Source organism: Pseudomonas flavocrustae (assembly GCF_029872515.1).
Classification (GTDB): Bacteria; Pseudomonadota; Gammaproteobacteria; order Pseudomonadales; family Pseudomonadaceae; genus Chryseomonas; species Chryseomonas aestiva.
On record NZ_JAPDIQ010000004.1, the window covers coordinates 126930 to 149738 of the forward strand.

Annotated in this window: 22 protein-coding genes; 8 read left to right on the forward strand and 14 right to left on the reverse strand. The window is 68.6% G+C overall.

The window, feature by feature from the left end; all coding sequences use genetic code 11:
- Positions 1 to 76 precede the first annotated feature (76 nt).
- Entirely contained in the window at positions 77 to 982 is a 906-nt protein-coding gene (locus tag OMP44_RS11115) for a LysR substrate-binding domain-containing protein (RefSeq protein ID WP_280308029.1), read from the forward strand.
- Between the two features lie 18 nt (positions 983 to 1000).
- On the opposite strand, the gene OMP44_RS11120 is transcribed toward OMP44_RS11115, so the two are convergent.
- Positions 1001 to 1192 (reverse strand): hypothetical protein, encoded by a 192-nt coding sequence (locus OMP44_RS11120; protein ID WP_280308030.1) that lies wholly within the window; start codon positions 1190 to 1192, stop codon positions 1001 to 1003.
- Positions 1193 to 1435: 243 nt separating this feature from the next.
- On the opposite strand from OMP44_RS11120, the gene OMP44_RS11125 reads away from it, so the two are divergent.
- Positions 1436 to 3394, forward strand: a complete 1959-nt coding sequence (locus OMP44_RS11125; protein ID WP_280308031.1) for a DNA topoisomerase III — start codon at positions 1436 to 1438, stop codon at positions 3392 to 3394.
- A 190-nt stretch (positions 3395 to 3584) separates the two neighbouring features.
- On the opposite strand, the gene OMP44_RS11130 is transcribed toward OMP44_RS11125, so the two are convergent.
- The 10 genes from OMP44_RS11130 to OMP44_RS11175 all read right to left on the reverse strand — a co-directional run bounded on the left by OMP44_RS11130 (position 3585) and on the right by OMP44_RS11175 (position 13238).
- On the reverse strand, positions 3585 to 3893 hold the full coding sequence (locus tag OMP44_RS11130; protein ID WP_158895215.1) for a hypothetical protein: 309 nt from the start codon (positions 3891 to 3893) through the stop codon (positions 3585 to 3587).
- 175 nt (positions 3894 to 4068) lie between these two features.
- Positions 4069 to 5376, reverse strand: coding sequence for an MFS transporter (locus OMP44_RS11135; protein WP_007159929.1), 1308 nt, complete (start codon positions 5374 to 5376; stop codon positions 4069 to 4071).
- 169 nt (positions 5377 to 5545) lie between these two features.
- A complete protein-coding gene (locus OMP44_RS11140) occupies positions 5546 to 6871 on the reverse strand; it encodes a sigma-54-dependent transcriptional regulator (protein WP_280308039.1) in 1326 nt (441 codons plus the stop codon).
- A gap of 64 nt (positions 6872 to 6935) precedes the next feature.
- A complete protein-coding gene (locus OMP44_RS11145) occupies positions 6936 to 8309 on the reverse strand; it encodes a sensor histidine kinase (protein WP_273862454.1) in 1374 nt (457 codons plus the stop codon).
- The gene (locus OMP44_RS11150) at positions 8306 to 8965 is read right to left on the reverse strand and encodes a response regulator transcription factor (protein WP_027597373.1); all 660 of its coding nucleotides are present in this window, start codon (positions 8963 to 8965) and stop codon (positions 8306 to 8308) included. The genes OMP44_RS11145 and OMP44_RS11150 overlap by 4 nt, the downstream gene beginning before the upstream one ends.
- A 10-nt stretch (positions 8966 to 8975) precedes the next feature.
- Positions 8976 to 9623: a tetratricopeptide repeat protein gene (locus OMP44_RS11155; protein ID WP_273862453.1), complete on the reverse strand. Its 648-nt coding sequence runs from the start codon at positions 9621 to 9623 to the stop codon at positions 8976 to 8978.
- A complete protein-coding gene (locus tag OMP44_RS11160) occupies positions 9620 to 10429 on the reverse strand; it encodes an SDR family oxidoreductase (RefSeq protein ID WP_280308045.1) in 810 nt (269 codons plus the stop codon). The genes OMP44_RS11155 and OMP44_RS11160 overlap by 4 nt, the downstream gene beginning before the upstream one ends.
- A complete protein-coding gene (locus OMP44_RS11165) occupies positions 10416 to 11099 on the reverse strand; it encodes an iron-containing redox enzyme family protein (protein ID WP_208693487.1) in 684 nt (227 codons plus the stop codon). The genes OMP44_RS11160 and OMP44_RS11165 overlap by 14 nt, the downstream gene beginning before the upstream one ends.
- Positions 11096 to 12574 (reverse strand): AMP-binding protein, encoded by a 1479-nt coding sequence (locus OMP44_RS11170; RefSeq protein ID WP_280308048.1) that lies wholly within the window; start codon positions 12572 to 12574, stop codon positions 11096 to 11098. Before OMP44_RS11170 ends, OMP44_RS11165 begins: the two co-directional genes overlap by 4 nt.
- Positions 12564 to 13238 carry a thermostable hemolysin gene (locus tag OMP44_RS11175; RefSeq protein ID WP_280308051.1) on the reverse strand — a complete coding sequence of 225 codons (675 nt, stop codon included), beginning with the start codon at positions 13236 to 13238 and terminating at the stop codon, positions 12564 to 12566. The genes OMP44_RS11170 and OMP44_RS11175 overlap by 11 nt, the downstream gene beginning before the upstream one ends.
- A gap of 131 nt (positions 13239 to 13369) precedes the next feature.
- Between OMP44_RS11175 and OMP44_RS11180 the strand changes: the two genes are divergently transcribed.
- Positions 13370 to 13591: a hypothetical protein gene (locus OMP44_RS11180; RefSeq protein WP_208693490.1), complete on the forward strand. Its 222-nt coding sequence runs from the start codon at positions 13370 to 13372 to the stop codon at positions 13589 to 13591.
- On the opposite strand, the gene OMP44_RS11185 is transcribed toward OMP44_RS11180, so the two are convergent.
- Genes OMP44_RS11185 through phoB form a run of 3 tightly spaced genes read right to left on the reverse strand, consistent with a single transcriptional unit; the run spans position 13588 to position 17416 of the window.
- Positions 13588 to 15339 carry a sensor histidine kinase gene (locus OMP44_RS11185; protein WP_280308087.1) on the reverse strand — a complete coding sequence of 584 codons (1752 nt, stop codon included), beginning with the start codon at positions 15337 to 15339 and terminating at the stop codon, positions 13588 to 13590. The two genes, OMP44_RS11180 and OMP44_RS11185, sit on opposite strands and share 4 nt — an antisense overlap.
- Positions 15340 to 15394: 55 nt before the next feature.
- A complete protein-coding gene (gene phoR / locus OMP44_RS11190; protein WP_133860037.1) occupies positions 15395 to 16708 on the reverse strand; it encodes a phosphate regulon sensor histidine kinase PhoR in 1314 nt (437 codons plus the stop codon).
- 18 nt (positions 16709 to 16726) lie between these two features.
- Positions 16727 to 17416 (reverse strand): phosphate regulon transcriptional regulator PhoB, encoded by a 690-nt coding sequence (gene phoB / locus OMP44_RS11195; RefSeq protein WP_133860036.1) that lies wholly within the window; start codon positions 17414 to 17416, stop codon positions 16727 to 16729.
- A gap of 159 nt (positions 17417 to 17575) precedes the next feature.
- On the opposite strand from phoB, the gene OMP44_RS11200 reads away from it, so the two are divergent.
- The 5 genes from OMP44_RS11200 (at position 17576) to OMP44_RS11220 (ending at position 22799) form a co-directional block, all read left to right on the forward strand.
- The gene (locus tag OMP44_RS11200) at positions 17576 to 18370 is read left to right on the forward strand and encodes an IclR family transcriptional regulator (protein ID WP_280308092.1); all 795 of its coding nucleotides are present in this window, start codon (positions 17576 to 17578) and stop codon (positions 18368 to 18370) included.
- Positions 18367 to 19320 (forward strand): 2-dehydro-3-deoxygalactonokinase, encoded by a 954-nt coding sequence (locus OMP44_RS11205; protein ID WP_280308094.1) that lies wholly within the window; start codon positions 18367 to 18369, stop codon positions 19318 to 19320. The genes OMP44_RS11200 and OMP44_RS11205 overlap by 4 nt, the downstream gene beginning before the upstream one ends.
- The gene (locus OMP44_RS11210; protein ID WP_280308097.1) at positions 19313 to 19939 is read left to right on the forward strand and encodes a 2-dehydro-3-deoxy-6-phosphogalactonate aldolase; all 627 of its coding nucleotides are present in this window, start codon (positions 19313 to 19315) and stop codon (positions 19937 to 19939) included. Before OMP44_RS11205 ends, OMP44_RS11210 begins: the two co-directional genes overlap by 8 nt.
- Before the next feature lie 124 nt (positions 19940 to 20063).
- Complete coding sequence (dgoD, locus tag OMP44_RS11215; RefSeq protein WP_017642356.1) at positions 20064 to 21212, forward strand: galactonate dehydratase; 1149 nt, start codon at positions 20064 to 20066, stop codon at positions 21210 to 21212.
- A 261-nt stretch (positions 21213 to 21473) separates the two neighbouring features.
- Positions 21474 to 22799, forward strand: coding sequence for an MFS transporter (locus tag OMP44_RS11220; protein WP_187980601.1), 1326 nt, complete (start codon positions 21474 to 21476; stop codon positions 22797 to 22799).
- Positions 22800 to 22809 lie beyond the last annotated feature (10 nt).

Here is a 22809-nt window from a genome sequence, read left to right on the forward strand (position 1 = left end):
TCTGGACAAGACATTAAGGATTCGGCGAAGCTGCTTCCAGCGAGAAATTCTGACCGGATCGTTAAGGAAAGCTTACATGTTGCGCGTTCCGCCGTTTAATGCCCTGCGCTGCTTCGAAGCGGTAGCTCGTCTCGGCAGCGTGACCCGCGCCGCCACTGAATTGCACCTCACCCATGCCGCGGTCAGTCAGCAGGTGAAGGGCCTGGAGCATCAGCTGGGCATGGTGCTGTTCGAGCGCCAGGGGCGCGGGATCGAGGTCACCGGCGACGGACGCGTCTATGCCGAGCAGGTCCGCCAGCTGCTCGACGAGCTGGGCGAGGCGACCCGGCGCCTGCAGGCCCGCCCGCGACGCAACGAGCTGGTGTTCGCCACCTTTCCCTCCTTCGCCACCCACTGGCTGCTGCCGCGGCTGCCGCGTTTTCGCGCGCTGCACCCGGAGTACCGCATCCGTATCCAGACCAGCATGGATTTCCAGGATCTGCGCCAGGGAATGGTGGATATCGGGGTGCGCATGGGCGAGGGGCAGTGGGATGGCCTGACGGCGCTACGGCTGTTTCAGGACGATGTCCTGCTGGTGGCGTCGCCTGACTATCGCGGCGGACAGTTGCCAGGGGATCTGGACGAGGCCCTGGCGCAGCCGCTCATGCACACCGAGGAAACCTGGCGCCACTGGGGCGAAGCTGCGGGTCACAACCTGGCGTCGCCCGGGTGCGGCATCAGCGTGAACGACTCCAATCTGGTGCTGGAGGCGTTGCGTCTCGGGCAGGTGCTGGCGCTGGAACGGCGCAGCCTGGTGCAGGCCGCCCTGGACGAGGGGCGCCTGGTCCAGCTCAGTCCGGTGTTGGCGCCCTATCCCTATGCCTACTGGCTGGTCTGGCCGGAACGCGCCGAATCGGTGGAAAAGCAGGAGCGTTTCAGCGCCTGGATCCAGGCCGAGGTCGCGACCTATCTGGCCGCGCTGGAGACGCCGACACCCGCCTAGGGCGTCGGGCGGGAGGTCTTAGCGGAGCAGCAGCTTGCGACGGCCATCCGGCCAGACTTCCCAGAGTTGATCGTTGATGCGCTGCACCTGGCTGGTGGTACGGCGCATGGCCGAAATGCTGGCCCGCAGGGCCTGGCCGCTGGCGGTGTCGATAAAGTTTCCGGCGCCGGTGCTCTCGGCCGTGGCGCGATCCATAGCTACAGTGTTCATTGACGCCTCCCAGAGCTCGGCTAAAGACGGCGAAAGTGCCGTAGCCCAAGGACTGCCTGGCACCGGCAAGATTCCGCGTCCGCGGCGGCCACCGTTCAAGCTGTGATCCACGTCCTGAATGCGCTGTGGCCCACTGGGCGAATTTGCGCAAACGCCGCTTTCTGTACGGATATACAGATTAGGCCTTGCGCCGCTCGCGCGGCCTTTGCATCCTGTGGCGATTCCCCTTGTGCGACGCCCACCATGCAGCTGTATCTCTGCGAAAAACCCTCCCAGGCCAAGGACATCGCCCGTGTCCTCGGCGCTACCCGCCGTGGCGAGGGCTGCCTGCAGGGGCAGGGTGTGACCGTCACCTGGTGCATCGGCCACCTGCTGGAAACGGCGCCACCGGACGCCTATGACGCCCGCTACAAGCGCTGGTCGCTGGACGACCTGCCCATCGTGCCCGAGCAGTGGAAGCTGCAGGTCAAGAAGACCACCGGCAGCCAGTTCAAGGCGGTCAAGCGCCTGCTGGGCGAGGCCAGCGAACTGGTGATCGCCACCGACGCCGATCGCGAAGGCGAGATGATCGCCCGCGAGCTGGTGGAGCATTGCCGCTATCGGGGGCCGATTCGCCGGCTGTGGCTGTCGGCGCTGGATGACGTCTCCATCCGCCGTGCCCTGGCCGCGCTCAAGCCCGGTGCCGAAACCTATGGGCTCTATCAGTCCGCCTTGGGACGCTCGCGCGCCGACTGGCTGATCGGCATGAACATGAGCCGATTGTTCACCCTGTTGGGGCGTCGCTCCGGTTATCAGGGCGTGCTCTCGGTCGGGCGGGTGCAGACGCCGACCCTGCGCCTGGTGGTGGATCGCGATCGCGCTATCGCCGCCTTCGTACCGGTGCCCTTCTGGACCGTGGAGGCGACCCTGGACGCCTCGGGTAGTCGCTTCCAAGCACAGTGGCAGCCGCCAGAGGATGTCTGTGACGACCAGGGCCGCTGCCTCAAGCCCGAAGTGGCCCAGGCTGCGGCGCGGGCTATCGAGGCGGCTGGGCAGGCCCGACTGGTCAAGCTCAAGACCGAGCGTATTCGTGAGGCAGCGCCCTTGCCCTTCGATCTGGGCACCCTGCAGGAGGTCTGCTCCAAACGGTTTAATCTCGGCGCCCAACAGACCCTGGACGTGGCCCAGGCGCTCTACGAGAAGTACAAGATGATCACCTATCCGCGCAGCGATTGCGGCTTCCTGCCGCTGTCCCAGCATGCCGAGGCGCCGGCGCTATTGGCCGCCTTGCTGAGCGCCGATAGCAGCCTCGCACCCCTGCGCGACCATCTGGACGCCAGTCGCCGCTCACGGGCCTGGAATGATGCGAAGGTCAGCGCCCACCACGGCATCATCCCGACCCAGGTGACCCGCGACTTGGGACGCCTGAGCCCGCAGGAGCGTAACGTCTATGGCCTGATCCGCGCCCGTTACCTGGCGCAGTTCCTGCCGCAGCACGAATTCGATCGTACCCAGGCCGACTTCGAGGCGGGCGGCGAACGCCTGCGGGCCACCGGCAAGCGGCTGGTGGAAGCAGGCTGGCGTCGCGCCTTGCCCGAGTCGCTCACGCCGCCCAAGGGCCGCGAGGCCCCGCAGCCCCAGGCGCTGCCCGAGCTACGCGAGGGTGAGCGTTATCCGGTGGTGGAGGTACGTTGCAAGGATCAGCTGACCCAGCCGCCCAAGCCTTTCACCGAGGGTGATCTGATCAAGGCGATGAAGAACGTCGCCAAGCTGGTGGAAGATCCGGCCCTCAAGCAAAAGCTCAAGGACACCACCGGCATCGGCACCGAGGCGACCCGCGCCAGCATCATCCAGGGCCTGCTGGACCGTGGCTACCTGGTCAAGCAGGGTAAGGCCCTGGCGGCGACGCCTGCGGCCTTCGGCCTGATCGACGCTGTGCCCCGGGCCATCGCGGATCCGGGCACCACGGCGCTCTGGGAGCAGGCGCTGGATCGGGTGCAGGAAGGCGAATTGAGCCTGGCCGAATTCGTCACCAAGCAGTCGGCCTGGATGGGCAAGCAGGTGGAGCGCTGTCTTGGCCTGACCCTGACCATCAGCGGACCGCCGCCTGCGGGCAAGGGCGCGCCCTGGAAAAAGAAGCGGCGTACGGGCGGGACCAAGGCCAAAGCCAAGCCGAGTGGCGCACCGCCGCGCGCACGCAAGCCCAAGGTCAAGCCGGGCTGAGGGCGGTGTGGCATCAGTAGGTGTAGTCGCTGGAGCTGGCCTTAGCCTGGGTTTCGCGAATCGCTATCGCAGCAACAATAAGAACACATTGAGGCTCATGTCTGGAGGAGAAGCCCGCTACTGCTCCAGACCGCTCCCTCTCCCTGGGGGAGAGGGTTGGGGTGAGGGCGCCAGGCCCCGTGCCCGCGTCTTATTTCTTCTCGAACGCCGCGGCGGCAGTGGCATAGGCCGCTTCGTGGTAATCGAATTCGGCGGACTGGACCAGCAGGGTTTCCTCGTCCTCGGTGAAGGCGATCACCGGGCGATAGGAGAGGCCGTCGGCCTTGATTTCGGCTTCGTCGATGAGCTTGGAGAGATCGAAGGCGAAGTCGCCGCAGATGGCCTTGGCCTGGGCGTCGGTGATGCCGTGTTTCTTCAGGGCATCGCGCAGCAGGCTGCTCCACTGGTATTGAAACTGGATACCCAGTTTGGCGTAGCTGGGACCGTAGTCGATTTCCATGAGTGTGTAACCGGGGCTTGGGAGGAGGGGGCGAACTCGCCACAGCGGCCAGCGAAATGACCGTTGTGAGCGCTGCCGGTGGCACTACGATGGCGTGCCCCAAAGCCCACGCAAAGGGGGGCGGGCCGGACGGCCAAATCTAATGACCGAGAGGCCCGCACCCAGGGACGAGCGGTTATTCGTGGACGATGCGCGAGTGATCGCGGGTGTCCTTCATGAAGACGTAGACCAGCAGCGAGCAGGCGATGCAGCCGGTCACGTACCAGTAGTAGCCGCTTTCCATGCCGATGCTCTTGAACCACAGCGCCAGGTATTCGGCGGTGCCGCCGAAGATGGACACGGTCAGGGCATAGGGCAGGCCGACGCCCAAGGCGCGGATCTCGGTGGGGAACAGCTCGGCCTTCACCACGGCGTTGATCGAGGTGTAGAAGCTGACGATCACCAGCGCCACCATGATCAGGCCAAAGGCGCCCCACCAGCTGGTGACGCTACCCAGGGCGGTGAGGATCGGATAGGTGAACAGGGTGCCGAGCACGCCGAAGGCGATCAGCACCGGGCGCCGGCCGACGCGGTCGGAGAGGGCGCCGACGACGGGCTGCAGCAGCATGAACAGGAACAGCGTCGCCGCCGAGATGGAGGTGGCGTCGGTCTTGCTCATGCCCACCGAGTTGACCAGATACTTCTGCATGTAGGTGGTGTAGGTGTAGAAGGCCAGGGTGCCACCCATGGTCAGGCCGACCACGGTGAGGAATTCCTTGGGATGGCGCGCCAGGGTGCGCATCAGGGATTCCTTGGGCTTCTCGGCCTTCTTGAAGGAGCTGGTCTCTTCCATGCCGCGGCGCAGATAGAGCGCGGTCACGGCGCAGGCGGCGCCGATCAGGAAGGGAATGCGCCAGCCCCAGCTTTCCAGCTGTTCGACGGTCAGGGTCTGCTGCAGCACGATCAAGGTGGCCAGCGCCAGCAACTGGCCGGAGATCAGGGTGACGTACTGGAAGCTGGAGTAGAAGCCACGGCTTTCCTTGGTCGCCATCTCGCTCAGGTAGGTGGCGGAGGTGCCGTATTCACCGCCCACCGAGAGGCCCTGCAGCAGCCGCGCCAGCACCAGCATGATGGGGGCGGCGACACCGATGGTGGTGTAGCTGGGGGTGAGGGCGATGATCAAGGAGCCGGCGCACATCATGATCACCGAGACCATCAGCGCGGACTTGCGGCCGGCCTTGTCGGCATAGAGGCCCATCAGCCAGCCGCCGATGGGGCGCATGAGAAAGCCCACGGCAAAGATGGCGGCGACGTTGAGCAGCTGGGCGGTCTGGTCGCCCTTGGGAAAGAAGGCCTTGGCGAAATACAGCGAGAAGGCGGCGTAGACGTACCAGTCGTACCATTCGACCAGGTTGCCGACGGAACCGCTGAAGATGGACTTGATGCGCTGCGAGGTGGTCTTGGGCGCGGTCTGGCCGGCCGCGAGGGTAGCGGTGCTATCCACAGGGTGTTCCTCTTGTCGTTGTTATTAGGGCGCTCGGGGCGTCGACAAGGGCTATAGCAGGGCGCGTGCCAGGTCGCGAAGCCGCATTCTGACTGGGTTTTGCCGGGGCGGATCGGCGAAAGATCGCCGAAAGCCGGTGGGCAATGAGCGGATTTCCGCCGATGGCGCCTCAGTCGTCGTCGCGAAAGTCGGCGCGCACTAGGCCATGGCGTTGCATCTTCTCGTTGAGGGTGCGCCGCGGCAGCTGCAACTCGTCCATCACCGCCTTGATCTCGCCGCCGTGGCGGGCCAGGGCGGCGCGCAGGCACTGGGCCTCGAAGGCTTCCAACTGATCGGCCAGGGAATGGCCCTGGGCCGCGGCCGGCGTGCCCAGGCCGAGCACCTCGCGTTCGGCGGCGTTGGCCAGTTCCCGGACGTTGCCCGGCCAGCCGTGACCCAGCAGCTGGGCCAGCCGCGCCGCGCCGGGCGGGGTGACCAGGCGCCCCAGGCGGGCGCCGGCCTCGGCGAGGAAGTGATCGAACAGCAGCGGGATGTCTTCGCGTCGCGCCCGCAGCGGCGGCAGGTGCAGTTCGGCGACATTGAGGCGATAGGCCAGGTCTTCGCGAAAGCGCCCGGCGCGCGCCTCTTCTAGCAGATCCGGCTTGGTGGCGGCGACGATGCGCAGGTCCAGGGCGATGCTCTGGTTGGAGCCGAGGCGCTCCAGGCGCTGCTCCTGCAACACCCGCAAGAGCTTGACCTGCTGCGCCAGGGGCATGCTCTCGATCTCGTCGAGAAACAGGGTGCCGCCGTTGGCGTATTCCAGCTTGCCGATGCGCTTGCCCTGGGCACCGGTGAAGGCGCCGCTCTCGTGGCCGAACAATTCGCTTTCGAACAGTTGCTCGGGGATGGCCGCGCAATTGAGCGCGACGAAGGCCTTGCCGGCCCGGGGACCGAAGTCGTGCAGGCAACGGGCGACCAGTTCCTTGCCGCTGCCGGTCTCGCCGCGCAAGAGCACGTTGACCGGGGTCGGTGCCAGGTCGAGGATCTGCTGGCGCAGGCGGACGATGCCGGGCGAGACGCCGAGCAGCCGACGGGCGAGGGCGCTCTGGTCGTCGACCCGGCGGTGCAGCTGGCGGTTCTCCAGCACCAGCCGACGCTTTTCCAGGGCGCGGCCGAGATCGCCGAGCAGTGCCTCGGGGCTGAAGGGCTTTTCCAGGAAATCGTAGGCGCCCTGACGCATGGCGCTGACCGCCAGGGCGACGTCGCCATGGGCGGTGAGCAGGATCACCGGCAGGTCGGGATCCAGCGCCTGCAGCCGGTCCAGCAGGGCCAGGCCGTCCATGCCGGGCATGCGCACGTCGCTGACCACCACGCCGGCGAAATCCGGCGTCACGGCCGCCAGGCAGTCTTCGGCGCGGGCGAACAGCCGCACCTGATGCCCCGACAGCTCCAGCCACTGGCGCACCGCTTCGCGGATGCTGGCTTCGTCGTCGACCAGATAGACCTGGGCTTGCATGGGGGCGTCCTCTCGCGGCCGGTGCGCCGCTACCTTGCCCTAAGGCTGGCGAGTGGTCGAGTCCCTAGCCGGGGCCCGGCAGTACCGGCAGACCCAGACGGGCGCAGGCGCCGCCTTCGGGGCGATTGCCCAGTTCGATGCGTCCGCCCAGGTGCTGGGCGACGGTCTGGACGATGGACAGCCCCAGGCCGGCGCCATTGGCCGCGCCGCTGCTGTAGAAGCGTTCGAACAGCCGCGGCAGGATCTCCACTGGAATGCCGGGGCCCTGGTCGAGGATCTGGATCTCGGCCCAGCCGGCGCTCATCTCCAGCCGCACGCGGATCTCGCCGCCGGGGGGCGAGACATTGACCGCGTTGGTCAGCAGATTCTGCAGGGCGATGCCCAGCATGGCGCTGTCGCCGTGGACCTGCACATGGGTGGCTTCGGCGTCGAGGCTGAGGTCCAGGCCCTTGTCGAGAATCCAGGGGCCCAGCTCCTCCAGGGTGGCACTGAGGGCGGTGCGCAGGTCGAAGCGCTGTTCGGCGCTCCAGCTCGGCCGGGGTTCCAGCCGGGCCAGGATCAGCAGCTGGTTGACCACCCGGGTCAGCCGATCAGTACCGCTGACGACGAATTTCAGCGCCTCGTCGCGGGCCGCCGCGGTCTGCGCGGACAGGGCGTTCTGCGCATGCAGGCGCAGCACCGCCAGGGGCGTGCGCAGTTCGTGGGCGGCGTCGGCGATGAAGCGGCGTTCGCGCTGCAGCAGTTGTTCGATCTGCAGCAGCAGGCGATTGAGCGCCGCCTGCATGGGTTCCAGTTCGCGCGGCAGGGGATCGAGCTGCAGCGGTTGCAGGGATTCCGGATCGCGGTGGCGAATCAGCCCGGCCATGCGCCGCAGCGGCCGCAGGCCCCAGCCGATGGCCAGCCAGGCCAGCAGCGACAGCAGCACCAGGCCGATCAGGTGCGGGGTGAGGGTATGGCGCAGGATGCGGCGGACCAGATCGGCGCGGACTTCTTCGCGCTCGCCGACCCAGAGCATCAGGTCGTGCTCGGGATCGGGCAGCAGAAAGCCATACCAGGCCTCGCCCTCCAGGGTCTGTTCGGTGAAACCCGGGGTCGTCGGCATGCTGAAGATGGGCGCGCTGGGCGAGCGCATCAGGGGCGCGCCGTGCGCGTTCCAGGCCTGGAAGGCCATCTTGGCCTCGTATCTGTGGCCATAGGGACTCTCCGTTGCTTCGGCCAGGGCCTGGGTGACACTGGCGTGCAGCGCCAGGCGGCCTTCGCCACGGGGGGCGGCACGCAGCATGCCCTGCAGGATGCGCGCGCTCTGGGCCAGCTGGGCATCGTAGATCTCGCCGATCTCGCGCTGGCTGTCGTGGACGTTGGTCAGGGCGATCAGCAGGGTGCCGATCAGCAGCAGCGAAAGCACCAGGCCGACGGTGCGGCGGCGGATGGAGGTCATGGGCACTCGAGGCGGTAACCGATGCCCCTGACCGTGCGGATCAGGTCGGCGCGCAACTTCTTGCGCAGGTTGTAGATGTGGACTTCCAGGGTGTTGCTTTCCACCCCCTCGTCCCAGCCGTAGAGCAGCCCCATGAGGCGATCGCGGCTGAAGATCTTGCCCGGATTGGCCAGCAATTCGTGCAGCAGCTGGTATTCGCGCGGGGTGAGGTTGACCGGCTGACCGTCGAAGGTGACCCGGCGGGTGGCCGGGTCGAGGGCGATGCCGCCACCTTCGAGCTGGATCTGCGAGGGGCCGTTGCGCCGCCGCAGGAGGGCGCGCAGGCGGGCCTTGAGTTCCTTGATGTCGAAGGGCTTGACCAGGTAGTCGTCGGCACCGGCGTCGAGGCCGGCGACCCGGTCCTCGGTGTCGTCGCGGGCGGTGAGGATCAGCACCGGGGTGGTCAGGCCGTTGGCGCGGCTCTGGCGCAGCACCTGGATGCCGTCCAGGCGCGGCAGGCCGAGATCCAGCACCACCAGGTCGAAGCCCTCTTCGCGCAGGGCGTGGACGGCGCTTTCGCCGTCCTTGAGCCAGTCCAGGGTATAGCCCTCTTCCCGCAGACTGGTGCGGATGCCCTCGCCGAGGTCGGGATCGTCTTCGATCAGCAGCACGCGCATGGGGGCCTCGTCACTTCAGCTTCTGGTCGACGTCCTTGAGCAGCGCGGCGATTTCGCCCCGCCGTCCCTGATCGGCCAGTTCGCGTCCGGGCCGGGGCGCGGCCTGCTGCGCCTTGAGCAGGGCAGCGCGGGCTTCGGCATAGCGCTTCTGGCGATACAGGTGGTCGCCCCAGAAGTATAGGGTATCGATACCGTTGGGGTTGAGGGCGAGGGCCTGCTGCAGCAGACGATCGGCTTCGCTGGCGTCACCGAAGGCGATCGGCCAGCCGGGAACCCGGTCGTAGAGGGCGGCGAGACTGGTGTAGGCGGACCCCTGCAGCGCCGTGGGATCGAGCTTGAGCGCCTGTTCCAGGTCGGTGCGGGCTTCCTTGACCTTGCTCAGCGCACCCAGTCCGCCCTGGGCGCCGGCCCAGCTGCTGAGCACGATGCCCTGCCAGATCAGTGCCGGGGCCGACTGGGGGGCGGCCTGGGTGAAGGCGCGGGCCTCGCCGGCCAGCTGTTCGAAGGCGGCGGGCTTTTCGGTGCTGGGCAGGCGGTACTGGATCTCGGCCCAGCGCTGCTGGATCTGCGCCAGGCGCTGGCCATCGTCGGCCAGGGCGAAGGGGCTGGCAAGCAGGGCGGCGAGCAGCAGGCCGAGGGCCTTGCGTGGGGACGTCATGGGTGTTTCTCCGGAGCGAAGGCGGGATCGATGAAGCGGCGGATCACCGGCAGCTGGCGGCGCAGGGCGCGATCCACCAGGCCGGGCAGCAGGCCGTTGAGACGGACGAAGAGCTTTTCCGGCCAGCCGAGATAGAGCTCCTGGCGATCCTCGACCAGCGCGCGGATCACCGCGCCGGCGACCATGGCGGGCTCGTCCACCTGGCTTTTGAGCGCCTGGTTCACGGCCATGGCCGCCGGACTGTTCATCGCCGTGCGGGTGGCGCGGGGCGCCACGTAGAGAACCCGGATGCGGGTATCGGCCAACTCCCGGCGCAGGGCCTGGGTGAAGCCGCGCAGGGCGAACTTGCTGGCGCAATAGGGCGCATAGCCGGGATAGCCGATGGAGCCCAGGGTGGAGCCGACATGGGCGATCACCGCCCGTGGCTGACGGCGCAGCAGCGGCAGCAGCAGACGGGTCAGCTGGATGGCGGCGCCGATGTTGATCGCCAGCAGGTTGTCGATGGCATCCTCGTCGAGGGCTTCGAGCAGGGCGAAGCTGTTGCTGCCGGCGGCGTTGAGCAGCACGTTGACGCCCTGGCCGCGACTGGCCTCGGCCAGCACCGCCTGGCGATCGGCGCGGCGGGTGAGGTCGGCATCGAGCAGGCGCAGCCGGCAGCCCAGGCGCTCGGCCAGGGGTTGCAGGGCGCGGGTGTCACGGGCCACCGCCAGCACCTGGGCGCCGCCGGCGCAGAGTTGTTCCACCAGCGGCAGGCCGATGCCGCCGCTGGCCCCGGTCAGCAGGATGCGGCAGTCAGGCAGCTGCATGGCGCTGCTCCGGTTGCTGCCCGGCGCCGGGCAGGGCGCGGAACATGTCGGCATAGAGGCGATAGACCACCTTGGACACGCGGATCACCGCGGCCTGGTCGGCCGGATCGTCCAGGCGATCCATCAGCTGGCGATAGGTCGCCATGTGTTCCTGGTCGAGGCTGCCGTGGGAATCCAGGTAGCTGAAGGCGGTGGCCGGCAGGCCCAGCTGGCCGCGGATGGCGCCGGCCGCCTGGGTGGCCAGGGCGATGCTGGTGCCTTCGAGCACATTGACCATGCCGAACAGGCCGACCGGGTTGTCGCGGGCGATGAAGTCGTAGAGATAGGCCACCATCAGCTCGATGGACAACTCGGGGCGGCTGGCGCGCACGGCCTCGGCGTCGCCGCCGCAGGCGGCGATGTCATTGAGGATCCACTGGTCGTGGCCGTATTCCTCCTCGATGTATTCGCAGACCGCGCCGCGCAGCCATTCCAGCCGCGCCGGCAGGCGGGCGCCGCAGGCCATCATCAGCGGCGCGGTGTGGCGGACGTGGTGATAGGCCTGGCCGAGAAAGGCGATATAGCTCTCCAGGGCGACGTCACCGCTCAGGGCGGCACGGATGATGGGCACCTCGAACAGCGCCTGGCGTTCCGCGGCGGTTTCGGCTTGCAGGGTGGCGAAGAAACTCATGCTTGTATCTCCAGAAGGTCCGAGAGCAGGACCGCGTGGTGCGCCTGGATGGCGTCGCGGCGAAGGCGTCCGGTCGCGGTGAGCAGGCCGTTGGCGGGGGTGAAGGGTTCGGCGAGGCGGCGCCAGGCACCGATGCGGGCATAATCGGGCAGGCGCTGGTTGAGGCAGGCGACCTGATCGGCGAGAAAGCTGTCGGGCAGGTCCGGCTGGCGCGGCCAGAGCAGCGCCACCAGGTGCCGGGCGCCTTCGCCCTGGACATAGGCCTGGGCGATGGGGCCGCCCTGGGTGAGTTCGGCCTCGATCCAGCCCGGGTCGACGTTGCGTCCCGAGGCCAGGCTGAACTGGTGTTTCTTGCGCCCGCGCAGATAGAGGTAGCCGTCGGCGTCGAATTCGCCGAGATCGCCGGTGGCCACCTCGTCGGTGGCGCTGCCGGGCTCGCCCAGGTAGCCGGCGAAATCGACGCCGGCGGCCAGCACCTCGCCGTCGGCCGCCAGGCGCAGGCGGACGTGGGGCAGGGGCTGGCCGACGCTGCCCGGGCGGTTGGCGTCAGGGCGATTGAGGGCCACCACCGAGGCGCATTCCGACAGGCCATAGCCCTGGAACACCGGCAGGCCCAGGGCGCTGGCACGGGTCAGCAGCGCCGCGCTCAGCGGTGCCCCGCCCACGGCGGCGAAGCGCAGCGGGTCCAGGCGCAGCAGGCCGCGCTCGCCCAGTTCCACGAGTCCCTGCAACAGCTGCGGCATGAGGATCAGACTGTGCGGCTGGCGCTGCTGCAGGCAGGCGGCCAGCTGTGCCCAGTCGATGCCGGCGGAACCGCTGACGCCCTGGTCGGTGCCCTTGAGCACCACCACCTCGGCACCGGCCAGCAGGGCGGCATAGACCCCGAGATTTTCCAGCAGGATGCCCAGCGACAGGAGCACCTGATGGCGCTGGGGCGCCAACGGCCGGCTGGCGGCTTCCAGGCTGGCGGCCACCCGCAGCAGTTGCCCGGCCTTGAGGCAGACGCCCTTGGGCGTGCCGGTGGTGCCGGAGGTGTAGGTGAGCTTGGCGGTGTCTGCCGGCAACGGAGTGCGAGCCGCTGCCGGCCGCTGCCAGCCACCGGCGCCCGCGGTGAAGCCTGCCGCGGCCCATTCCGCGGTGCGCTCGGGGCGCCCCAGCAGGAGATCGGCGCCGCAGTCGCGCAGGACGTGGGCGCGCTGCGCGGGACTGAAGAAGTCCGGCAGGGTCACGCAGGGCAGCCCGGCGCGCAGGGCGGCCAGGTCCCAGGCCAGCAATTCGGGGCCGTTGGGCAGGTCCAGCGCCAGCCGCTGGATCTCGTGCTCGCGCAGCCAGGCGGCGCGGGCGGTGACCTCCTGCAGCAGCCGGGCATAGCTCCAGGTCTCGTGACTGCCAGTCAGCGCCGGCCGGTCGCCGTGCCAGGCGTGGCGTTCCAGGGTGGCGAAGAAATCGACGATGGAGCGGGCTTCAGGCGACATGGCAGTCTTCCTCGCCAAGGGTGGGAAGGCCCAGGCGGGCGAAGATGCCGGCCTGCAGCAGCTGGTGATAGCCCTGGTGGATGTCGCCGGCGCAGACCTGGGGATCGTTGGCGTAGTAGGAGCCCCAGCTCTCGCGTTCGGCGCCCAGGCAGGCCGGATCGGCCGCGCCCAGTACCTGGGGCGCCAGACCGAGGCGATGAAAGCTGTTGATCAGGCGGGTGGGGCCGGTGAAGGTGACCCAGCGCCGGCCGCTGCGGGCCAGCAGCCAGGTGGTGACGACGATCAGCAGGCGCGCCTGGCCAGGGCCCAGCGCCGCCAGATTGCCGACCTCCACCACCTCCGCGCGATCGATCGGCCGGCCGAGCGCCGCCGCCACGTGAGTCTCCACCGGCTGCGGCAGATAGCGTTCGAGAAACAGCGGCTGGTCGAGGGCAGGGCGGATGCCTACCGCCGCCTGCAGCTTGCCTTCGGCATCGCGCAGGGCGAGCAGCAGCGGCAGGAAGTGGCTGATGCGGGCGCCATGCTCCAGGGCGAAACGGGCGCCGATGAAGGCCTCGGTCGCCTGGCGACCGGGCGCCTCGAGCGGCTCCAGGCGGGCCAGCAGCGAACCGCTGCGATCGGCCAGGGTAAAAGCTTGCGGGGACTGCCAAGTCACGTCGAGCATCGCGACCTCTCCAGGGGAATGCGAGGTGCAGTCTTGGCGGTCAAGCTGAAGGCAATCTGAAGCGCCGCTTCATCGCAGCTTCAGGTTGCCCAGCTAGGGTCGCGCTCTGTATTCCCCGGCGGAGCCCTGCCATGTCCGAAGAAGAGACCCTTGCCGCCGCTCCCGAGGAGTCGGCCGACAGCCACTGGCCGCTGGTCCGGATCCTCGCCGGCGTCCTTGCCAGCGCCCTGCTCGGTGGCGTCGGCCTGCCGCTCCTGGATGCCACCCGCGGTCCCTGGGATGCGGCGACCCTGCTGGTGACCGGGCTGCTCGGCTGGGGCTTCGCCCTGCTGGTGACGCTCTGCGTGCGCTAGGCCGCTGACGCCGGCGCGGCCGGCAGCCGCAAGGCGAAGACCGCGCCCTCCACAGCGTTGCTGGCCGTCAGGCTGCCGCCCTGGGCCTGGACGATGGCCGAGGACACCGCCAGGCCCAGACCGAGGCCTTCGCCGACCGGCTTGGTGGTAAAGAAGGGATCGAACACCTGGTCGAGGTGCTCGGCGGCGATGCCGCCGCCGTTGTCGGCCACCTCTAGCAACCAGTGTTCGCCCTCCTGCGCGAGGCTGACCCGGACCTGCGGTCGGGGTCGCTCCGCGACGGCGTCCAGGGCGTTGCGCAGCAGGTTGACCAGCACCTGCTCCAGGCGGATGGGGTCGCCCAGCAGCCAGGCCGGACGCGGCAGCTCCAGGATCAGCTCCACGGCCAGCTCGGCGCGGCGCGCCTCCAGCAATTCCAGCGCCTGGTCCACCACCCGGGCCAGATCGACCCGTTCACGCAGACCGGCGGGGGTCTTGCGCGCATAGGTCTTGAGATGGCCGGTGAGACCGCTCATGCGGGTCAGCAGGCCATCGAGGCGTTCCAGGGCGGCGCGGGCTTCGTCCAGCCGACCGTGATCCAGCAGCAGGCGCAGACTCGCCAGGTGCATGCGCTGGGCGGTGAGCGGCTGGTTGAGTTCATGCACCAGGGCCGCCGACATCTGCCCCAGGGCGGCCAGCTTGGCGGCCTGCACCAGGCCGTCCTGGGCGGTGCGGAGTTCCGCGGTGCGGGCCTCCACCAGTTGCTCCAGCTCCAGGCGACTGCGCTGGCGCAGGCGCTGCAGGCGGCGCCGTTGCGCCCACAGGAGACCGGCGCAGACCAGCAGCAGCCAGGCGCAGGCGGCGGCCAGCGCCGCGCCCGGGCCGCCACCCTGCAGGTCGCGGGTGGGCCGCAGCAGGTGCAGGGTCCAGCCTTCGCTGGGCAGCGGCAGGCTGTCCCAGAGGTAGTCGGCGCTGCCTTCGGGAGCCTCGATGTGGGCTACATGGCGCTGCTCGCCGAGCACTAGCTGCTGGCGATAGGGCAGGGGTTGCAGGGTGCGCCTGTCGTACTGGCGGGTGGTGGCCAGTTCGGCGCGCTCGGCTGGGGTCAGCTCGCGCAGCAGGCGATAGCGCCAGGCCGGGCGATTGGCGGCAAAGACCACGCCGCGCGCATCGCTCACCAGCAGGACCTCAGGATGCTCGCCCCAGCGGGCCTCGATGGCGGGGAATTCCAGCTTGACCACCACCGCGCCGAGAAAGCGCCCCTGGGCGTCCAGCACCGCATGGGAGAGGAAATAGCCGGGAATGCCGGTGGTGACCCCCACGGCATAGAAGCGGCCGCTGCCGCCGGCGAGGGTCTCGCGAAAATAGGGCCGGAAGCCGTAGTTGTGGCCGACATAGCTGGTGGGCAGCCGCCAGTTGCTGGCGCCGATGGCCAGGCCGCTGCGATCCAGCAGCTCCAGGGTCGAGGACTGGGCGGCGGTATTGAGTCTTTCCAGCTTGAGATTGAGGCGCTCGGTGGCGGCGGCATCGGGCGGGGTGGTGAGCGCGGCGATCAGCTCCGGGTCCTGGGCCAGCACCGTTGGCAGGGCGCGGAAGCGGTCGATCAGGGTCTGCAGGCCGCTGGCATGCAGGCGCAGCTGCTCCTGGCCGAGCAGACTGGCCTCGGCCAGGCTCGCCTGTTCGGCGCGGTGCCAGGCCTGGCTGCCCAGCAGCAGGCAGCCGAGCAGGGCGAGCAGCAGGACCGGCAGCAAGCGCAGGGCTGGAGGCATGACAGGGGACCGTGACCGGGATGGCCGGACGATAGCACGGCGGGGAGGGGACGGCTCAGGCCGAGGCGGCGGTGCGCTGGGCGATCTGTTCGGGCTGGAAATCGCAGGTGAAGCAGCTGCCCTCGCCGGGAACGCTGTGGATGTCCAGGCCGCCGCGATGGCGGATCAGCACGTGCTTGACGATGGCCAAACCCAGGCCCGTCCCGCCGGTACTGGACGCGCGGCTGGCGTCGAGGCGATAGAAGCGCTCGGTCAGGCGCGGCAGGTGGCGGGCGTCGATGCCGGGCCCGTTGTCCTGCACCGCGACGTGTGCCCCCTCGGCGTCCTGCCAGGCGCGCACCCGCACCTCGCCGCCTTCGGGGCTGTACTTGACGGCATTGAACACCAGGTTGGAAAAGCAGCTGCGCAATTCGGTCTCGCTGCCCAGCAGCGCCAGGCCCGGTTCGCACTCCAGGCTCAGGCGGTGGCCCACGGCGCCGGACAGGGCGCGGCCATCCTGCAGGATGGAGGCGAGCAGCGGCTCCAGCACCACCGGGCGGTTGTCGGCGGGATAGTCGGTGGCTTCCAGACGCGCCAGCAGCAGCAGGTCGTCGATGGTGTGCTGCATGCGTCCGGCCTGCTGCTGCATCTGCCCCAGCGCCCGCCGCCAGCGCGGGGTGGCGTGGTCGGCGTTGTCCAGCAGGGTCTCCAGGTAGCCGGTGATGACCGTCAGCGGGGTGCGCAATTCATGGGAGACATTGGCGACGAAATCCTTGCGCATCTGTTCCAGCTGGTGGAGGCGGGTCACGTCGCGCACCAGCAGCAGCCGATCGCCCTCGCCGAAGCGGGTGACCAGGATGTGCAGGTATTCATCGTCGTTGAGCGGCGAGGCCAGTTCCAGCGGCTCGCCGTAGTCGCCGCCGAGAAAGTAGTCGGAAAAGCGCGGATGGCGCACCAGGTTGGTGATGGGCTGGCCGAGGTCCTGAGGCTGGCGCAGGCCGAGCAGGGTTTCCGCGGCGCGATTCCACCACTCCAGGTTGCCGTGGCGATCCACCAGGATGATGGCGTCGCGCAGGGCCTCGGTGGAGGCCTGGGCACGGCCGATGACGGCGAGCAATTCCTCGCGCTGACGCTGTTCGTGGCGCTGGCGGCGATAGAGCCGGTCGAGCACCTCGCCCCATAGCCCCTCGGCTTCCGGCGGCGCGCCCGGGGCTTCGCTCAGCAGCCAGGCGTGCAAGCGCAGCAGGTGCCTGAGGGTGACCGCCAGATAGACCGCCAGTCCCAGGGCCACCGCCAGGCCGACATGGCCGAAGGGCCAGCCGGCCAGGGCGCAGCCGGCGACCACGGTCGCCAGCTGGGTGGCCAGACGGGAGCGCCAGTTGATGTTCACGGCGGCGGTGATCCCGCGTCAGAGTTTGGTGGAAAAGCGATACCCGGTGCCGCGCACCGTCTGTACCAGGTTCTCGTAGGTCTCGCCGAGCGCCTTGCGCAGGCGGCGGATATGCACGTCCACGGTGCGCTCCTCGACATAGACGTTGCCGCCCCAGACCTGATCGAGCAATTGGCCACGGGTGTAGGCGCGTTCCTGGTGGGTCATGAAGAACTGCAGCAGCCGGTACTCGGTGGGACCCATCTCGGCGGGGGCGCCGTCGATGGTCACCCGGTGGCTGATCGGATCGAGGATCAGGCCGTTGACCTCCAGCGGACCGTCGCTCTCCATGTGGCCGGTGCGGCGCAGCACGGCTTTCAGGCGCGCTACCAGCTCGCGGGGCGAGAAGGGCTTGGTGATGTAGTCGTCGGCGCCGGTTTCCAGTCCCTGGACCTTGTTGTCCTCGTCGCCCTTGGCCGTGAGCATGATGATGGGGATGGCGTCGGTCAGCTCGTCGCGCTTGAGGCGGCGGGCCAGTTCCAGGCCGGAGGTGCCGGGCAGCATCCAGTCGAGCAGGATGAGATCGGGCTTGCGATCGACGATCAGGGCGTGGGCGTCCTTGCTGTTGTCCGCCTCCAGGCATTCATAGCCCGCCATTTCCAGGGCCACGGCGATCATCTCGCGAATGGGCGCCTCATCGTCGACGATCAGGATGGATTTACCCGTCATGGAGCGCTCTGCCTCTCGAGTCCTTGCAATGTGCCGTGCATTAGATAGCGCCAATATTGCAGCTATGTGACAAGGCTGTCATATCTAACTTTTATCCCACAATATGGGATGACGTATCACATGTTGAGATTTGCCCGCGAGGCTTCTAGAGTGAAGGCCATGAACGACAACAATTCCAACAAGGGCGAAGCGCCCAGTGGGGCCCAGGCACTGTTTCGCGGCCTGGCCGTGCTCGAGGCTGTGGCCGCCGGGGCCGACAGCCTGGCCCAGGTCGGCGCCGCCATCGGCTGCACCCGCAGCACCACCCATCGGCTGGTCGCCGCCCTGACCCAGGCCGGCTATCTGCGCCATGACAGCGGGCGGCTGATCCTGGGCAGCCATCTCATCGCCCTCGGCTACCAGGCCCGCGAGCAACTGCCGCTGACCGGTGTGGCCCGGCCCCATCTGCAGCGCCTGGCCCAGCACTGTGGCGACACCGTGCATCTCGGCGTGCGCGAGGGCGGCGACGTGCTCTATCTCGACAAGCTGCCAGGCAGCCGGGGGCTGGAGATGAGATCCCGGGTCGGCCTGCGCATGCCGCTGGCGCTGACCGGGGTCGGCAAGGCGCTGATGCTCGATCTCGCCGAGGGCGAGTGGGAGGCCCTCTACGGCGAAGGCGTGGCCCGGCGGACCGGCCAGCCCGGCCTGCGCGAGGACTTCCTGCCCTGGGCGGACTATTGCGCGCGGCTGCGGCGCCACGCCGCCGAGGGCTATGCCCTGGATCTGGAAGAGAACGAACTGGGCATCCGCTGCGTGGCCGCACCCATCCGCGGCGCCGACGGCGTCATCGTCGCGGCCCTGAGCGTCGCCAGTGCCATCCCCTACATGCCCGAGGCGCGGCTGCATGAACTGCAGCCCGAGGTCACCGCCTGCGCCCGGGCCATTTCCCGCGAACTCGGCTGGAGTCCCGCATGACCGCCACCCCGCACCTCATCGGCCTCGACTGGGGCACCTCGTCCCTGCGGGCCCAGCTGTTCGACGCCCAGGGCACCGTGCTGGAAACCCGCAGCCGCCCCTGGGGCATCATGCATGTGCCGGATGGCGACTTCGCCGCGGCCTATCGCACCCTGGTGGGCGACTGGCGCGAGGCCCAGCCGGACCTGCCCGCCATCGCCTGCGGCATGGTCGGCAGTCGCGGTGGCTGGCGCGAGGTGCCCTATGCCGACTGCCCGGCCGACGTCCACAGCCTGGCCGCCGGCCTGCTGCGCCTGGACACCGGTTGCGGCGAGCTTCATCTGGTCCCCGGGGTGATGCAGCGCGGCGCCTTGCCCAACGTCCTGCGCGGCGAGGAAACCCAGGTGTTCGGCGCCCTCGAACTGGAGCCGGACCTGGCCGCCGAAGCGCTGCTGGTATTGCCCGGTACCCACAGCAAGTGGGTGCGGGTGCGTGACGGTCGCCTGACCGACTTCGCCACCTACATGACCGGCGAGCTGTTCGCCGTCCTGCGCGAGCATTCCATCCTCGGGCGACCGGCTGCCGAAGCCGGTCCCGAGGCCAGCGCCGAAGCCTTCCGCCTGGGGCTGGTCACCGCCCGCGATGCCGGGGCCGAGGGCCTGTTCGGCCGCCTCTTCACCGCTCGCAGCCGGGTGCTGGCCGGCGAACTGGGCGCGGCGCACAGCCTCGACTACCTGTCCGGCCTGCTGATCGGCGAAGAGCTGCGCAGCCAGGTCGCCGCCCTCAAGGGCGCCCCCTGCCCACCCCTGGTGCTGATCGGCGACGCGGCGCTCTGCCAGCGCTATCGCGACGCCCTGGCGCTGTTCGATATCCATCAGGTCCGCCTGCTGGAGCAGGCCACCCGGGCCGGGCTCTGGCGCCTGGCCCAGGCCGCCGGCCTGCTCCCCATCACTGGAGACTCCCATGCTTGAACCCTATCTCAAGGACCTGCCGCTGATCGCCATCCTGCGCGGCGTCACCCCGGACGAGATCGTCGCGGTCGGCCGTGCCCTGTACGACGCCGGCTTTCGCGTCATCGAGATCCCGCTCAACTCGCCGCAGCCCTTCGAGAGCATCCGCCGACTGACCGCGGAGCTGGGCGAAAGCTGCCTGATCGGGGCCGGCACCGTGCTCACCGAGGCCCAGGTGGCCGAGGTGGACGCCGCCGGTGGCCGGCTGATCGTCTCGCCCAACGCCAACCCGGCGGTGATCCGTGCCAGCAAGGCTGCCGGCCTGGTCAGTGCCCCGGGCGTGGCCACCCCCTCGGAAGGTTTCGCCGCCCTCGACGCCGGCGCCGACAGCCTCAAGCTGTTTCCCGCCGAGCAACTCGGCCCGGCGGTGGTCAAGGCCTGGCGCGCGGTGTTTCCCAAGGCGCTGGCGCTCTTGCCGGTGGGCGGCATCACCCCGGACAACATGGGCCCCTACGTGGCCGCCGGCGCCAACGGCTTCGGCCTCGGCTCGGCGCTGTACAAGCCGGGCCTGAACGCCGCTCAGGTCAGCGCCAATGCCCAGGCCTTCGCGGCGGGATGGCGAGTAGCCAAAGGTTCCTGATTATCGCGGCCATGGCGGTTCGCCGTCGCGACCGCTCCTACAGATGTCCGGTACCTCCCTGTAGGAGCGGCCCATGGCCGCGATCCCCCTCGATCCCAACAATTAAAATCGAGATTCCCACACCATGAAGATCACCAAACTCACCACCTATGTCGTCCCGCCGCGCTGGTGCTTTCTCAAGATCGAGACCGACGAGGGCATCCACGGCTGGGGCGAACCCGTGCTGGAAGGCCGCGCCCACAGCGTGGCGGCGGCGGTCGAGGAACTGGCCGACTACCTGATCGGCAAGGACCCGCGCAACATCGAAGACCACTGGACGGTGCTCTACCGCGGCGGCTTCTATCGCGGCGGCGGCATCCACATGAGCGCCCTGGCCGGCATCGACCAGGCGCTGTGGGACATCAAGGGCAAGGCCCTGGGCGTCCCGGTGCACGAATTGCTCGGCGGCCAGGTGCGCGACAGCATCCGCGTCTATTCCTGGATCGGTGGCGACCGCCCGGCGGAGACCGCGGCCCAGGCCCTGGAGCGCCAGGCCAAGGGGTTCACCGCCATCAAGATGAACGCCAGCGAAGAGATGCAGTTCGTCGACACCTACGACAAGGTCGACCAGGTGATCGCCAACGTCGCCGCCATCCGCGACGCCTGCGGACCGCACTTTGGCATCGGCGTGGACTTCCATGGCCGGGTGCACAAGCCCATGGCCAAGGTGCTGGTGAAGGAGCTGGAGCAGTTCCGCCTGATGTTCATCGAGGAGCCGGTGCTCAGCGAGCACCATGAGGCGCTCAAGGAGATCGCCCTGATGAGCAACACGCCCATCGCCCTGGGCGAGCGACTGTATTCGCGCTGGGACTTCAAGCGCATCCTCCAGGAAGGCTACGTCGACATCCTGCAGCCCGATCCGTCCCATGCCGGCGGCATCACCGAGACGCGCAAGATCGCCAACATGGCCGAGGCCTATGACGTGGCCATCGCCTTGCATTGCCCGCTCGGCCCCATCGCCCTGGCGGTCAACCTGCAGCTGGATGCCAACTGCTACAACGCCTTCATCCAGGAGCAGAGCCTGGGCATCCACTACAACCAGGGCAACGACCTGCTGGACTACATCAAGAATCCCGAGGTGTTCGACTACGCCGATGGCCACGTGAAGATCCCTCAGGGGCCGGGGCTGGGCGTCGAGGTCAACGAGGAATTCGTCAAGGAACAGGCCGCCATCGGCCATCGCTGGCGCAATCCGATCTGGCGGCACAAGGACGGCAGTTTCGCCGAGTGGTAAGGGACGCCCTCACCCCAGCCCTCTCCCCAAGGGAGAGGGGGCAAGAGCAGGAGCGCGGAGTTTCGCTCTCGTGCGGACCATCCCCTCTCCTTTTGGGAGAGGGGGCAAAAGCAGAAACAGGAGCGCGGGGCTCGACCTCCGCACCGACCATACCCTCTCCCCTTGGGAGAGGGTCAGGGTGAGGGCCGCCGCGGCGCCCTGACCCCCAGACCCCCAGACCGCAACAACGCTCGCCACAACGTCAATTACAGGACCCGAGCCATGCCAACCCCCACCCACGCCTCCCCGGCGGCAGCCGCGGCCGCGCCGACCCTGGCCAAGCCTAGCCGGGCGCGCTTCTTCATCATGACGCTGCTGTTCGTCACCGTGGTGATCAACTACCTCGACCGCAGCAACCTCTCCATCGCCGCGCCGCACCTGGCGCAGGACCTGGGCATCGAGCCGGTGCAGATGGGGCTGATCCTCTCGGCCTTCGGCTGGACCTACGCCGCCATGCAGATCCCCGGGGGCTGGCTGGTGGACAAGGTCGCCCCGCGCATCCTCTATCCGGTGGCCATCGCGCTCTGGTCGCTGGCCACCATCGGCCTGGGTTTCGTCGGCAGCTTCATCGGCCTGATCATCCTGCGGCTCGCCGTGGGCGCCCTGGAGGCACCGGCCTATCCGATCAACAACCGGGTGGTCACCACCTGGTTTCCCGAGCGCGAGCGGGCCACCGCCATCGGCTTCTACACCTCCGGCCAGTTCGTCGGCCTGGCCTTCCTCACCCCGGTGCTGATCTACCTGCAGCAGACCTTTGGCTGGCACATGGTCTTTGTCGTCACCGGCGGCGTCGGCCTCCTCTGGGCGGTCATCTGGTACGGGATCTATCGCGAACCCAAGGATTTCCGCGGCGCCAACGCCGCCGAGGTCACGCTGATCCAGGAAGGTGGCGGTCTGGTCGATCTGGAGCAGAAGAATCGCAGCCGCGCCGCCTTCCAATGGCGTGACCTCTGGAGCGTGCTCAACAAGCGCAAGCTCTGGGGCATCTACATCGGCCAGTTCTGCCTCAACTCCACCCTCTGGTTCTTCCTCACCTGGTTCCCTACCTACCTGGTGAAATACCGCGGCATGGACTTCATCAAGGCCGGCTTTCTCGCCTCGCTGCCGTTCCTGGCCGCCTTCCTCGGCGTGATCTGCTCGGGCCTGCTGTCGGACTGGCTGGTCCGCCGCGGCGCCTCCGTGGGCCTGGCGCGCAAACTGCCGATCATTGGCGGCCTGCTGATCTCCACCAGCATCGTCGGCGCCAACTTCGTCGACTCGCCCGCCTTGATCATCGCCTGCCTGGCGCTGGCCTTCTTCGGCAACGGCCTGGCCTCCATCACCTGGTCGATGGTCTCGGCCATGGCGCCGGAGCGACTGATCGGCCTCACCGGCGGGATGTTCAACTTCATCGGCAACCTCTCGGCCATCTGCGTGCCCATCGTCATCGGCTTCCTGGTCAAGGACGGCAGCTTCGCCCCGGCCATCGCCTTCATCGGCGTGACCGCGCTGATCGGCGCCCTCTGCTACGGTCTGGTGGTGGGCAAGGTGGAACGTCTGCCCGAATAAGGGCGACTAA